At 44.3% G+C, this 13491-nt stretch carries 13 protein-coding genes and 1 tRNA gene; 11 read left to right on the top strand and 3 right to left on the bottom strand.

All coding sequences use genetic code 25. The features are described 5' to 3' along the window. Positions 1-126: 126 nt before the first annotated feature. The 10 genes from WC882_04190 (at position 127) to WC882_04145 (ending at position 9826) form a co-directional block, all read left to right on the top strand. Positions 127-999, top strand: a complete 873-nt coding sequence (locus tag WC882_04190) for a class I SAM-dependent methyltransferase (GenBank protein MFA5842838.1) — start codon at positions 127-129, stop codon at positions 997-999. Then, positions 972-2318, top strand: a complete 1347-nt coding sequence (locus WC882_04185; GenBank protein MFA5842837.1) for a hypothetical protein — start codon at positions 972-974, stop codon at positions 2316-2318. Before WC882_04190 ends, WC882_04185 begins: the two co-directional genes overlap by 28 nt. After that, positions 2219-2869 carry an HAD family phosphatase gene (locus WC882_04180; GenBank protein MFA5842836.1) on the top strand — a complete coding sequence of 217 codons (651 nt, stop codon included), beginning with the start codon at positions 2219-2221 and terminating at the stop codon, positions 2867-2869. Before WC882_04185 ends, WC882_04180 begins: the two co-directional genes overlap by 100 nt. Before the next feature lie 83 nt (positions 2870-2952). Then, on the top strand, positions 2953-3219 hold the full coding sequence (locus tag WC882_04175; protein ID MFA5842835.1) for a metal-sensitive transcriptional regulator: 267 nt from the start codon (positions 2953-2955) through the stop codon (positions 3217-3219). 19 nt (positions 3220-3238) lie between these two features. Beyond that, positions 3239-5476: a heavy metal translocating P-type ATPase gene (locus tag WC882_04170; protein MFA5842834.1), complete on the top strand. Its 2238-nt coding sequence runs from the start codon at positions 3239-3241 to the stop codon at positions 5474-5476. 7 nt (positions 5477-5483) lie between these two features. Continuing rightward, positions 5484-6506: a sulfite exporter TauE/SafE family protein gene (locus tag WC882_04165; protein MFA5842833.1), complete on the top strand. Its 1023-nt coding sequence runs from the start codon at positions 5484-5486 to the stop codon at positions 6504-6506. Positions 6507-6510: 4 nt separating this feature from the next. Then, positions 6511-6924 (top strand): cupredoxin domain-containing protein, encoded by a 414-nt coding sequence (locus WC882_04160; GenBank protein ID MFA5842832.1) that lies wholly within the window; start codon positions 6511-6513, stop codon positions 6922-6924. A gap of 264 nt (positions 6925-7188) precedes the next feature. After that, positions 7189-7875, top strand: coding sequence for a queuosine precursor transporter (locus tag WC882_04155; GenBank protein ID MFA5842831.1), 687 nt, complete (start codon positions 7189-7191; stop codon positions 7873-7875). A gap of 63 nt (positions 7876-7938) precedes the next feature. Then, on the top strand, positions 7939-9336 hold the full coding sequence (locus WC882_04150) for a cation-efflux pump (GenBank protein ID MFA5842830.1): 1398 nt from the start codon (positions 7939-7941) through the stop codon (positions 9334-9336). Between the two features lie 10 nt (positions 9337-9346). Then, entirely contained in the window at positions 9347-9826 is a 480-nt protein-coding gene (locus tag WC882_04145; GenBank protein MFA5842829.1) for a hypothetical protein, read from the top strand. An 85-nt stretch (positions 9827-9911) separates the two neighbouring features. Here the strand turns inward: WC882_04145 and WC882_04140 are convergent, their stop codons facing one another. Together WC882_04140 and WC882_04135 are read right to left on the bottom strand one after the other, a co-directional pair. Next, entirely contained in the window at positions 9912-10586 is a 675-nt protein-coding gene (locus WC882_04140) for a hypothetical protein (GenBank protein ID MFA5842828.1), read from the bottom strand. A gap of 41 nt (positions 10587-10627) precedes the next feature. Next, positions 10628-11371: a hypothetical protein gene (locus WC882_04135; protein ID MFA5842827.1), complete on the bottom strand. Its 744-nt coding sequence runs from the start codon at positions 11369-11371 to the stop codon at positions 10628-10630. 293 nt (positions 11372-11664) lie between these two features. On the opposite strand from WC882_04135, the gene WC882_04130 reads away from it, so the two are divergent. After that, positions 11665-11755, top strand: a tRNA-Ser gene (locus WC882_04130). Here WC882_04130 and WC882_04125 read toward each other — a convergent pair. Next, positions 11717-13351: a recombinase family protein gene (locus WC882_04125; GenBank protein ID MFA5842826.1), complete on the bottom strand. Its 1635-nt coding sequence runs from the start codon at positions 13349-13351 to the stop codon at positions 11717-11719. The genes WC882_04130 and WC882_04125 overlap by 39 nt on opposite strands. Between the last annotated feature and the right edge of the window lie 140 nt (positions 13352-13491).

Raw genomic sequence — 13491 nt, 5'->3', positions numbered from 1 at the left:
AAATATTGAGATTCAGTTATTCCCATCCCCTGCATTTCTCTACGCTTCCTGCGCACGCGCAGGAACTTTATTTGTGCCCTCTCTCTTCATCGTGATATCGTGCTCATGATCTTTTCTTAAATTTTTATGAAAAAAAATCACCTCAAAAAATTTTTTAAATATCTCCTCCCCGTTCCCGTCAAAAAAAGCCTGAAATACCTTTTTTATCTTGCCCAAGACATTTTTGGCACAATTTTCAAAACCAATTTAAAAGGCTATCCCCCCAAACGATACGACTTCGTGGGCAGTCTCGATTTTAAAAAAATCGGCGATGAATTCACGGATTATTTTATTAGACTCGGCGGATTAAAACCCACCGATACGGTCCTGGACATCGGCTCCGGCATCGGGCGCATGGCCATCCCCTTAAAACCAGTTTTAACAAAAGGAAAATATTACGGATTCGACATCGATCATCGAGGAATAAAATGGTGTCAAAAAAACATCACCAAAGAATGCTCGAATTTTCATTTTCAAACCGTGGATATTTTCAATAAATATTACAATAAAAAAGGAAAAATCCAGGCACACGAATTTAAATTTCCCTACCAAGCCGAATATTTTGATTTTATATTCGCCACTTCCGTTTTCACACACATGCTCCCCGAACAAATAAGCCAATACCTTAAAGAAATTCATCGTGTTTTAAAGCCGGGCGGTACCTGTTTTGTCACCTGGTTCTCCATCGATAACGAGGCTCAAAAAAACATTTCCCAACAACGCTCCCATTGCAATTTCAAATATGAATACATCAAAAACATCAGTTTTTATTCCCACAAAAACGTCCCGGAAGCCGAAATCGGATATCGAGAATCATGGATCATCGAACAGCTCAAAAAAACAGGGATGGAAAAAAATCTAAAAATTCATCATGGACGCTGGTCCAATCGAAAAAAAGGCCTTTCGTATCAAGATATTTTTATAAGTAAAAAATGAAAAAAAATCTTTCAATCCTTTTAATCATTGCACTTCTCGCGGGAGGCGCTTGGATTTTTATTCGCAACAACAAATTCCCCACGGAAAAATTCACGCTTTCTCTATCGGAAAAAACTCTCTTTTCCCCGTTTCATAAAACCATTTTCTCGGAAGTTCTAAGCGGAATCGTCTTACCCGAACCGGTTGACTATCCTCTCAGCCATACTTATTTCAACGAACAAACCCAAGATTCAATCCTTGACAGCCTCGACGCCTCCTCTTCCAAAAAAGACGACGAAAATTATTCTTATCATCAAGGCTCTGCGGTCGACACTAACTACGCCACAGCTTGGTGCAGCGATCCGAGCGACGCCTCTCCGTGGATTTCAATGGAATTTTCCACCAACTATCCCCATTCCCCCCAAACCGTTGGAATCATTCCCGGCTATGCCACAGACGAAACCCTCTTTTTTGAAAACAACCGCGCCAAAACCATTGAAATGACAATAAACGACGACCCCACCACCACACAAACCCTTGAAGTCAAAAATGAATACGCCATGCAATTTTTCGACATCAATCAACCTTATGTAACCAACCTTTCTTTTAAAATTCTCGAAGTTTATCCGGGTTTAAAATACAATGACACATGCTTCGCGGAAATCGATGTTTGGAATGATTGGGTTCAAACAAAAGATGCCGCTGTTGCATTCACGTATTACAACGACCGGCCCTATCTCAAGATATGCCCGGGCTGGCCTTACGATGACACTTTAAGTAACGGCAAGACACGCATTGACCCAACCGAATCCACGGAACAAGGGGATCATTATGTTTTTCCGGACTTGAGTTTTGAATTTTGGACTCCTCCCGAATATCGATCAAAAAATATACATATTTTTAAAAACGAGTCTCTTTCGCTCAGTTTCGAAAAAACCGATCAAGCCGCTTGCACAGGATATGGCGACATGATGACTCCATGGATTGACCTTCTGGAAGAAGGGGATTATTTATACAAGGAAGATGACTCGCTTGGAGAAGCCTCATGGATTAAAGACGTCGAAGCATTGAATTTCCCTTCTTTCCAAGCCATGGGCTACACCCAACAAGAATTAGGGGCCGCGATTGTGGTTTATGAATTCCAACTCAATGAAAAATGGATTCACGCCATAGGAACTTTTAACAAAAATGAACACGATTACGATGAACCGGCGAGCCAAAAAGACCCTTTTATGTACTACATTCTTTCAACCCTAAAAAGCCTATGAAAAACCCTAAAAAAATTCGTGCGATTCTATGGGACATGGACGGCGTACTCATCGATTCCGAGGCCTATCATATACGAGCGGAAAATGAAACTTTAAAAGAATATGGAATCCATGTGACTCCGGAGATTTCCAAACCCTTGATGGGCTGCACGTTTGCCGATTATTTTAAAGGGGTGGCCGCTTATTTTAAAAAGGATCTTCCCACTGCAAAAATCCTCCGCGACCACGCCAAGCGACTTGAAAATTATGCTCAAAACATTTTCCCACTGGTGGATCATGCCCCTGAAGTACTTGAAAAATTAAGCCATCACTACCTCATGGCGCTCGCCACCAGTTCCAGCCACGCCCTCGCACACACGATCGTGAATCGTCTGAACGCCAAAAAAATCTTCAAAGCCATTCTCACCGGAGACGACATTCAAAAAGGAAAACCAAATCCGGAAATTTTTCTCAAAGCCGCAGACCGGCTGGGAGTCCCGCCCGAACAATGCGCGGTAATCGAAGACTCGCTCAACGGATTTCGCGCCGCCAAAGCCGCGGGCATGTTCCTGATTGCACGCAAAGCCGAACACAACGAACACCAGGATTTTTCATTGGCCGATGGCATCATTACGGATTTAAAAGAAATCAAAAAAGCTCTCGCGTAAATAAATCGCCCTTGACTTGTCAGCCTAAAACCTATAACCTAGGTGGTAGGTTAATTGAATTTAAAATCTTTAATTTCTCCTCTATGCCCACGCTTTCTCCTAAAAAAACAAAGGCTCTCAAACTCGCCAAACAAGCCCATGGCACCCTGGCAAAAGTCATTTTCATGATTGAATCCGGCACTTATTGCCCTGAAATCATTCAGCAAGCTGACAGTGTTATTGGTCTTTTAAAAAGCACCAAACGGGAACTTTTAGCCGGCCATCTCGACACCTGCACCGCTAAAAACTTACGAGAAAATAAAACCAAAGCCATCGAGGAATTACTCAAAATTTACAATCTCTCCAATTAAATCCCCTAACAACTTACCCATGCCCAACACTTACAAAATCCGGGGCATGCACTGCGCTTCCTGCGCCGCCATTATTGAGAAAACGCTTTCCAAGGTCGAAGGGGTTGAAAAGGTGCAAGCCAATTACGGCACCGAATCGCTCAAAATCGAATTCGACTCTAAAAAAACATCGCCTGAAGCGCTTTCCAATAAAATAAAACCTTTAGGGTACACATTAAAAATCGAAGATCCTAAAAATTCTCACGCACATCACGAAAAAGAAACCGAAACTCAGGAACTTTTAGCCCTAAGAACCAAAGTGTGGATTGTCATGCCTTTGGTTATATTCAGTATTGCCATGATGGTCTGGGAGGGACTTTTAGCCGCGTATCCTTCATTTCCCGCAGTCCCAGAATCCGCAGACCTCATTCTTGAAAAAATATTTCCACTCCTCGCCACGTACGTCTTGTTCGTCATTGGCAGCCCCTACCTCAAAGGCGTGTTGCGATTTTTAAGATACGGCAAAGCCAATATGGACACTCTGGTCGGACTCGGAACCCTCACCGCCTACCTCTACAGCCTTTCCATTTCTTTATTTGAATGGAATCAAGGCACCTATTACGACATCACCATTGTGGTCATCGGGCTCATCACGTTGGGAAAATATTTGGAAATGCGAGCCAAACTCAAAACCGGGGATGCGATTCAAAAACTCCTCGCCCTGCAAGCCAAAACCGCCCTGATTTTACAAAACGGAAAAGAGATTGAAGTCCCTATTGAAAATGTAAAATACGGCGACATTCTCGTCATCAAACCCGGTGCAAAAATCCCGGTGGATGGCGAAATTCTCGAAGGAAAATCCTCGATCGACGAATCCATGATGAGCGGAGAACCGCTTCCGGTTCAAAAAATCATCGGAGATAAAGTATTGGCCGGAACCCTCAACAAACAAGGCGCCTTCACATTTAAAGCCACCGGTGTAGGCGAAGAAACCCTCCTCGCACACATCATTAAAATGGTGGAAGACGCCCAAAATAGCAAAGCCCCCATTCAAAAATTGGCAGATCAAATTTCAGCCGTGTTTGTGCCGATTGTACTGGGCATCGCTTTTCTAACATTAGGACTCTGGCTCCTCATCGGCTCACGCTACATGCCTTTCAATGAAGCGCTTTCGTATGGATTGACGTGCTTTGTAGGCGTGCTCGTGATCGCCTGCCCCTGCGCACTCGGCCTCGCCACTCCAACCGCGATCATCGTAGGCGTGGGCAAAGGCGCAACCCAAGGAATTCTCATTAAAAATGCTTCATTATTTGAAAAACTAAAAAAAGTAAATGTCGTGGTCACCGACAAAACCGGAACCCTCACCCTTGGAAAACCAAAACTAATCGATTTCAAAAATTTCTCAACCCTTCCCTCAAATGATATTTTTTCCATTCTTGAATCGCTTGAAAAAAGGTCCGAGCATCCGTTGGCCTTTGCCATCATTGAAGCGCTGACCGAAAAAGGAATCCCTTACAAAATCGTTGAAAATTTTGAAGCCATCGAAGGCAAAGGGGTTAAAGGCACCATCGATGGAATTGAATATTTTGCCGGAAGTTTAAATTTTATTAAAAGCTTTATTCCCTCCTTTAACGCAAACGAATTGGGAGATTGGATGGAACAAGGGAAAACACCTATTTTGCTCGCTTCCAAGAATGAAGTCCTTGCCGCACTATCGGTCGGAGACCCAATAAAACCCGAAGCCAAAAAAGCCGTGGAAAAACTACATAGCTTGGGCCTCGAAGTCATCATGCTCACCGGAGACCACAAACTCACCGCGCAAGCCATTGCCAAAGAATTGGGCATCGACCATGTGTTTGCCGAGGTATTGCCGCAAGACAAACGCGATAAAATCATCGAACTTCAAACTCAAGGGAAAATTGTGGCCATGGCCGGAGACGGCATCAATGACGCTCCGGCTTTAGCTCAAGCCGACGTGGGAATCGCCATGGGAACCGGAACAGACGTAGCCATTGAATCCGCAGACATCACGCTTCTTCACGGAGACATTTCAAAAATCGCTCAAGCCCTCAAATTGTCCAAAATGACTTTACGGACCATCAAAGAAAATTTATTTTGGGCCTTTATTTATAACCTCATCGGAATCCCCTTGGCTGCCGGGTTATTTTATCCCTTTTTCGGGATCCTACTGAACCCCGTTTTTGCGGGATTGGCCATGGGATTTTCAAGTGTGTCCGTGATCACCAATTCCTTACGACTCAGGGTCAAATCTTTATAAAAATTCTATGAAAAAAAAACATATCTTTTACGCCCACGGCATGCATTGCATTGCCTGCACCCTGCTCATCGAAGAGACACTGACTGAAGTGGATGGCGTGACACAAGTAAAAGCAAAATTATCCGAGGGACGAGTGGAAATCGAATGGGATTCCCCTATTGAAAACCCCATTGAAATTATAGAAACGCTCAATCCTCACATCCAAAAACACGGGTATCGTTTAGCGCTCGAAAAACAAATCAAACCCTCAAAACTCAATGAGTTTTTTTACGCCATCCCCGTTGCCATCGCCTTTTTCATAGGCTTTCTTCTGTTACAAAAAATCGGCTGGATCAACTTAATTTCAACGGAAAAAATGACCGGATTAACCGCCTTATTCATTGGCCTCATCGCCTCGGTTTCAACCTGCCTCGCCGTGGTGGGAGGACTTATTTTATCTCTTTCTACAAATTACGCCAAACAAGGAGACCCGTGGAAACCGCAAGCGAGATTTCACATCGGACGATTGATCGGATTTTTCATCCTCGGAGGAATCGTGGGACAACTGGGCGCTGTTTTTCAACTCGGACCCACGGGTTATTTTATTCTCAATTTGATTGTAGGAATCGTAATGTTAATCTTAGGAATCAACTTGCTCGACGTGTTTCATTTCACTAAAAAACTCCAACCTTCACTTCCAAAAGGATTCGGAAAACTCGTTTTGAGCGTTCAAAAAAACACGCATCAATGGACGCCGTTTTTACTCGGTGCCGTGACATTTTTCCTCCCCTGCGGATTCACGCAAGCCATGCAAATTCAAGCGCTTTCTTTGGAAAGCTTTTGGCAAGGAGGACTTACCATGTTGCTGTTTGCTTTGGGAACTTTCCCGGTTTTAGCTTTACTCAGCTTTGGCGCCGCACCACTTAAAAACGGAAAAAGGGCCGGCATTTTCTTTAAAACCGCAGGATTGATTGTCATCGTTTTAGCGCTTTTCAATATTCTCAACGGATTCGTTGCAAAAGGTATGATTCCCCCACTTTTTAACTTTTAGTTTTATGAATAAAAAAATCACGCTTGTTTTCATCGCCGGTTTTTTCTTTTTAATCGCCGGAGGATATTTAATTTCCTCATCTCCCAACCTTTCCCCTCAAACCGGCCCCAGCTCCAATGTCAGTGTCATGGACGGCACTCAAATCATCGAAATCCAAGTCCGCGGCGGATATTCCCCTCGAGAAACGTACGCGCAGGCCGGGATTCCAACGGTTTTAAAAATGGAAACCAAAGGAACCCTGGATTGCTCCTCGTACGTGCAAATCCCAAGCCTCAATATTCAACAATCGCTCCCTCTTTCCGGAATTAAGGAATTCGAAATCCCGACACAAGAAGCCGGCACCACATTAAACGGTTTATGCGGTATGGGTATGTACAATTTTAAAATCCATTTCGAAAACTTTTCGGAGAATTTTTAGGCAAGAGGGAAAGGGAAATTTTTGTGAGCCAGACACGCAATGAAATGGAGTGTCGCATTTCGTATTCTTGAATTTAAAGAGAAAAAAGAGACCCTCCGCATTGCTACGGGTCTGCGAGTGTCCGACTCCCATACGAACAAAAATTCTTCCTTCCCGATTGCCTTTATAAAAAGAAATATAATTTTAAATAATTACGGCATCCTTTTTATTCCTTACAGGCACAAAAAAGAGTATTTTAGTGTTTGAATTTTCTAATTTCCAAAAATGTCCCTTTTCAAGAAACCTTACCGCCACCTCGACACCATCACCGCATTATTTGTCGCCGTATTGATCATCTCCAACATCGCATCCACAAAAATGGTGGACTTAAAATGGTTCGCGTTCGACGGAGGCACACTTCTTTTCCCATTGAGTTATATTTTTGGGGACATTCTCACCGAAGTCTATGGATACAAGGCCTCACGAAAAGTGATCTGGCTCGGGTTTTTCTGCGCCGCACTCATGGCTGGAATTTTTTATATCATCGGGGCCCTCCCGCCAGACGCAACATGGAACAACCAAGAGTCCTACATGTTGATTCTGGGCCAAACTCCACGCATCGTTTTAGGAAGTCTGGTCGCTTTTTTCTGCGGAGGATTTTCCAACTCCTTCATTCTGGCAAAAATGAAGGTTTTAACCAAAGGAAAGTGGTTATGGATGCGCACCATCGGCTCCACTCTCGTTGGCGAAGGCATCGACACCATGCTCTTTGTATTCATCGCCTTTTATGGCATTTTCCCAATGGATTTTTTGTGGACCGTCATTCTTTCAAATTATATTTTTAAAACCGGCGTGGAAATCCTCTTCACGCCCCTCACCTACGTTTGCGCAAAAAGGCTCAAAAAGGCGGAAAACGAAGACTATTACGATACCAAAACCGATTTCAACCCATTTAACACTCACGAAGCGTAGCGAAGTGAGCTTTCCCCTCCCCGTATTCTTCGGCATTTTATTAAATCTGCTATATTATTTCCCGTGAACAAAAAATCCGATGCCAAAAATTCGGTGGCCTTGAGTTCGGTTTTCGCGAGCCTCTTTCTTACGTTATTTAAAGGCGCGGTCGGATTGCTCACCGGAAGTTTGGGTATTCTTTCCGAGGCCGCACACTCGGCCCTTGATCTTGGGGCTGCATTACTCACTTTTTTTGCCGTTCGCGTGGGAGACAAACCCGCAGACAAAGACCATCCTTACGGCCACACCAAAGTCGAAAGCGTTTCCGCGCTCATCGAAACCGGCCTGCTTTTCATCACCTGCGTTTGGATTTTTTACGAAGCCATTCAACGTCTCTTTTTTGAAAATGTTGAAGTCACGGTAACCTGGTATGCCTTTGCGGTTGTCGTTCTCTCCATTGGAGTGGATATTTCCCGCTCTCGGGCCCTCAAAAAAGTCGCGAATGAAACCAATAGCCAAGCCCTTGAAGCCGACGCGCTCCATTTCAGTTCCGATATTTGGAGCTCCACCGCAGTCTTAATCGGTCTTATTTTTACAAAATTTAACTTTGGAATCGCGGATTCTATCGCCTCCATCGTTGTGGCCCTATTCACAGCTTATGCCGGTTGGCGCCTTGGAAAAAGAACCATTGATATCTTGATCGATACTGCGCCCGAAGGCCTCACCGAACGCATCAAAGAAATCACAGAAAAGGTGGTGGGTGTGGTGGGGATTGAAAAAATTCGCGTACGCCCTGCCGGCTCTTTTGTTTTTGTGGACATGAGAATTCAAGTCAGCCGAAAACTTCCAATGGGAAAAATTAAAATCATTTGTAAAAACGTAGAAGACGAAATTCAAAAATCAATAAAAGAAGCGGACATCACCATTCACGCCGTGCCCATTTCGCTCAAAACCGAAACTATTGTCGAACAAATTCACCTCATGGCCCTGGATCAAGGCTTGGAAGTTCACGACATCGCAATCCATACTTTGGGCAATAAAAAATACATTCATTTCGACCTCGAAGTCGAAGCCGGCTTTAATCTTGAAGAAGCCCATCAAACCGCTTCAATTTTGGAACAATCCATCCAGGAAGAATTAGGCGGAGAAATTGAAATCAACACGCATATTGAACCTTTTAAACCCCATGCCGTAGGCGGTAAAAAAATAAACGCAAAAGAAGAAGAAAAAATCACAAAACAACTTCTAACGATCGCCAAAACTATCCCCGAAATCCTAGACATTCATGACATCAAAATCCGAGAAGTGGAAAGGAAAATATTCATTTCGTTACACGCGGATTTCCCGGCAAAAACATCTCTCAAAAAAGCACACGACGGCACCGGTCGCCTCGAATATCTTGCACGAACACAAATGCCAAACATTGAACGCGTGGTGGTCCACGCCGAACCGCTTCCCACTCCCTCTTCACTAAAAACCTAACGCAAAAGCCATGAAAGATTCCCTCAAAAAAGGCCTCAGTTTTGGTCTCACTTCCGGAGTCATCACCACTCTCGGTCTCATCATTGGATTAGAATCCAGCACCGAATCCAAATCCATCATCGTGGCAGGATTGCTCACCATCGCCATCGCAGACTCCATGTCCGATGCTATGGGTATTCACATTTCAGAAGAAGCCTCGGGCCAAAAAACATGCAAAGAAGTCTGGGAAGCCACCTTCGCAACTCTGTTTGGGAAACTTTTTTTCACAAGTTCTTTCATCGTCCCTTTCATTCTTTTCGATACCGCACCGGCCCTCATCATCAGCGTATTGTGGGGACTTTTGCTCATTATTCTCATCAGTCTTCTCATGGCAAAAGAACAAAAAATCAAACCGTTTAAAGTCATTCAAGGCCACGTGGCAATCGTGATTCTTGTTATGATTTTAACTCATTTTGTGGGCACTATGATTTCATTTATTTTCAAAACTTAAGATTTTAAGCACGAGACAAAAAAGCGCCGGGGAAAAATTTCATCCAGCGCTTTTAAAATCCTCATAAAACCTTACCCATTTAAACTTATAAAAGTTTAAATGAAGCCAACATGGTATCAACAACCCCTGTGTATTGATCGTGTGTTCCAACTTCACCGGTATAAGTAATGATGTAAGCCATTTCATCCACAATGGCAAACACGGACAACACTTCCACATCGTATCCGGCGAGAGGATAATCCCCCAAGAAATAACCGGCCTCATACTCTCCCAATGTTCGATTCCCCTGCTCGACCAAAACGTATTCCGGCATAGCCGTAGCGATTTGTCCCAATGCGGCGGCAGCATAATCCTCTAAAGTTGTACCCGGGTAAGAAGTCAAATCTTCAGTGGTAAAATTTACATTTTCCGCAAAAACATCTTCCTCGGAAATCGGGCTCATAAAAGAAACATTCACATAAGACGAACTCGTATCCACGGTCCAATCGGACGGATAATCCATTTGGAAACCCAAATCATCGCCCACAAAAATCTGATACCCGGGAGTAACCGAATCCTCCCCTTCATAAGAGGTTGTAGAAGAAACGCCCTGATCCACCGCGCCCTCATTTAAAATCAAATCTTTATCTTTTGTGTTTTGTTTCATAAAAAAAGAAACAAGCACTCCGCCCACAATAACAACCACCGCCACCCCCATTAAAATATTGCGTTTAGCATCTCCTCCGGAAGTAAGGTTGGACGGCAAAATTTTATCGGACATAAAAAAAAATTAAAAACTAAGTGGCTTCAGTCTAGAAGGTTTTAAAAATGTTTCAAGTGGAACAAACTGGTAAAACCATAATCTCCCGGAGTGAACTTATCTTGAACCTTTTCTTCTTGCGCCCTCCCGGGGATTAAAATAAAACTCTCAACCATGGATTCCATCAATAATTGGTAAGATTCCTTTTCCGGAAGTTCATACATGTAAGTAAAAATATAAGCTCTATTTTCCCGCAGAATAAAAAGACTGCGTACTCCGGCTTCTTTCTCATTCACATTATACGTTCCCAATAAAAACCACCCCGCATATTCGCCAAAAAAACTTTCCCCTTGCTCAACAAACGAATACGCCGAATCCCCGTTTAAATAATTTAAAGAACCCACAGCGTACTCCTGCAAAGTGATGTCAGGATATGAGGAAAGATCTTCAATGGCAATACTGGCATTTTCCAATAAAACGTCTTTGGAATTTTCATAAGGACTTGTAAAAAAAGTCCCGGACATGGAAGGCTCAATAACCCAATCTTCGGGATAATCCAACGTGAATCCCCAATAATAATCGGAAAAAGTCATCCATCCATCAACGGTTGAAGACACCGTCGAATAATCGGAAAAATCGTAAGGCACGGACTGAAAAGCAAAATTCCCTCCTCCAACGGTTTGGTTCGAAGAATACGTTGAATCTTGCGACCCATTGTCATAATAATCAAAAACCACCAAAATCCCGCCCGCCGTAAAAGCAACAACCGAAATCCAAAACACACATTTCCAGGAGAGGTATCTCATAGCCATCCTTATATCTTGAATAATATATTCTTTACATAGTTTAACACAGCGTGTCAAACATTCCGGTTGTGCGTTTCTGATGAAATCCGATAGAATCCGTGACGTTGATTAAGGTTCTTTTAAAGAATTAAAAGGTGAGGCGAGAAAAGTCGAGCGCACAGAGGCGCAAACGATTCGGGTCTCGTGGGCCCTGAATCGGCTTGCGACGAAGTTAAGCGAGACTTTTTGAAGCCGAACATCAGCCTGGAAAGGGATCACGGAAGGGGAAACCATCGGTGTCCCCTTCCGATTATGGAGAGGTGGCCGAGTGGCTGAAGGCGCCGCTCTCGAAAAGCGGTATCCCGCCTAGCGGGATCGAGGGTTCGAATCCCTCCCTCTCCGCCAGCGTAGACGAATGGAATCCAAAGCAGCACTTTCGCCGCTTTGGCATGCCCTTTCTGCTGGTTCTAAGCAAAGGTATTCCTTTTCAAGCTCTTTGTAGTGGTCTCCAATAGGTACAAGCCACTCGTGAGGCTGCATTTTTAGCTTCCTGTCGCGGATTGTGAAGATTGAACCGAAACCATTCAGTATGGTTCTACGCCCTTCAAAGTCTTCAAGCTGGAAGTTCTCGGCAGCATAGCTGATAAACTCAAAAGTCTTTTCCGTAAGTTCCAGCCAGTTCTCGGCTCGATGTTCTGTATCTCCCAACTCTTCCTTGAACTTGGCGAGTTTGGCTTGGAGTTGTGTTTTTTGTCGTAAGTATTCCTCGTCATCGATTAAGTTGCGGAAGCGCATCTGGGTAAGAGCGTCGATTTCATTCTGGGTTTTGAGCACGGCGCTGGATTGCATCTCGTGAATCTTGCTGCGCTGCTGGATTTCGCTGTCGTTGTACTTGTTCAACATTTCAATCGCCCAATCCTTAAACTGCGGGAGAATTGTATAACTCGCCATTTCCGCTTTCATAGCTTTTTTGAGTTCTTCCTCTTCAATGGACCGTTGCTTGCAGTTCACATCCTTCTTGCTGTGAGTGCAATGGTAGAAAGTGTACTCCTTGATATCGCCAGTGCTTTTAATGGCTTTCTTCTTGAGTTCAGCCGTAACTGTTCCCTCACACTCTCCGCACACAAGCAGGGGCTTGAAGCAGAAGTCGTACTCTTTGGCTCGTGGATTGCCTTTCTTGCCGAGTAGCCGTTGTACTCTGTCGTACTCTTCCAGCGTGACCATCGGGGTGTGAGTGCCTTTCTCCCAACTGCCATCCTGATGTTTTATTAAGCCAGAGTAAAATCGGTTGGAGAACATTTTATAAATGCCACTTCTGCTTTGAGGCTTACCGCCCATCTTTTTGGTTTGCGGTGTTCGGTAGCCCCATTCGTCGTTGAGCTTTTCTAAAATTTGAGGAGGCGTATAGCTTCCTGTTAGCATCAAATCCCAGCACTTACGGAGTACAGGGAAACGCTTTTTATCTACGCTAATCGTCTTCATGCCCTTGGGGCTGATGTAGTCGTTCAGCCAGCCTTGTGCGGCTCGGTTCGGACGAATACCCATCTGTAGCTTATCTCTTAGCCCTCGCTTCACGTCTTTGCTCAATTTTGCCGAGAAATACTGGGATTGAGAGAGTGCCATCTGAAGCATCATGATTCCCTCGGGTGAGTTGTCGTAGCTGTACGAGCCAAATTTCAAGTCTTTGATGCCACCCGTACGGACCATGTAGGTGATGGTGGCAGCGTCGATTTCATTACGGGAAAGTCTGTCGGGATGCCATGCAATGATGCCGTCCGCTTCACCCGCTTTGATGCGCTCGATCATCTGGTAGAAAACCGTGCGCTCGTAGGGTTTGAAAGCACTTTTGCTCTCCTCCAGTAGCTCAACAATCTTGAGGTGAGGGAAGAGGCTTGATGCCTTTTCCTTCTGGGAATCAATGGAAAGGGCTTGCCTTTCTTCTGACTCCTGCGACTTCCGAGCATAGAGGAAGTATCGGTAGTTTGGATTTTCTTCTTGCATGTTTGCTTGGGGGTAAACACCCAAATAGGGTGGTCCTGAATCGTCCAATCCAACGGCACAAAGCTGTTAGTCTTGGCAGAACCACCCATGATTGGGGGCAAAACAAACACAACTTTGTGCACGAATTGGACGATTGCTTG

The organism is Candidatus Gracilibacteria bacterium (assembly GCA_041658685.1).
Lineage (GTDB): Bacteria > Patescibacteriota > Gracilibacteria > UBA1369 > UBA12473 > JBAZZS01.
Note: the sequence above shows the minus strand (reverse complement) of the source record. Positions and strands in the feature narration are given on the sequence as shown.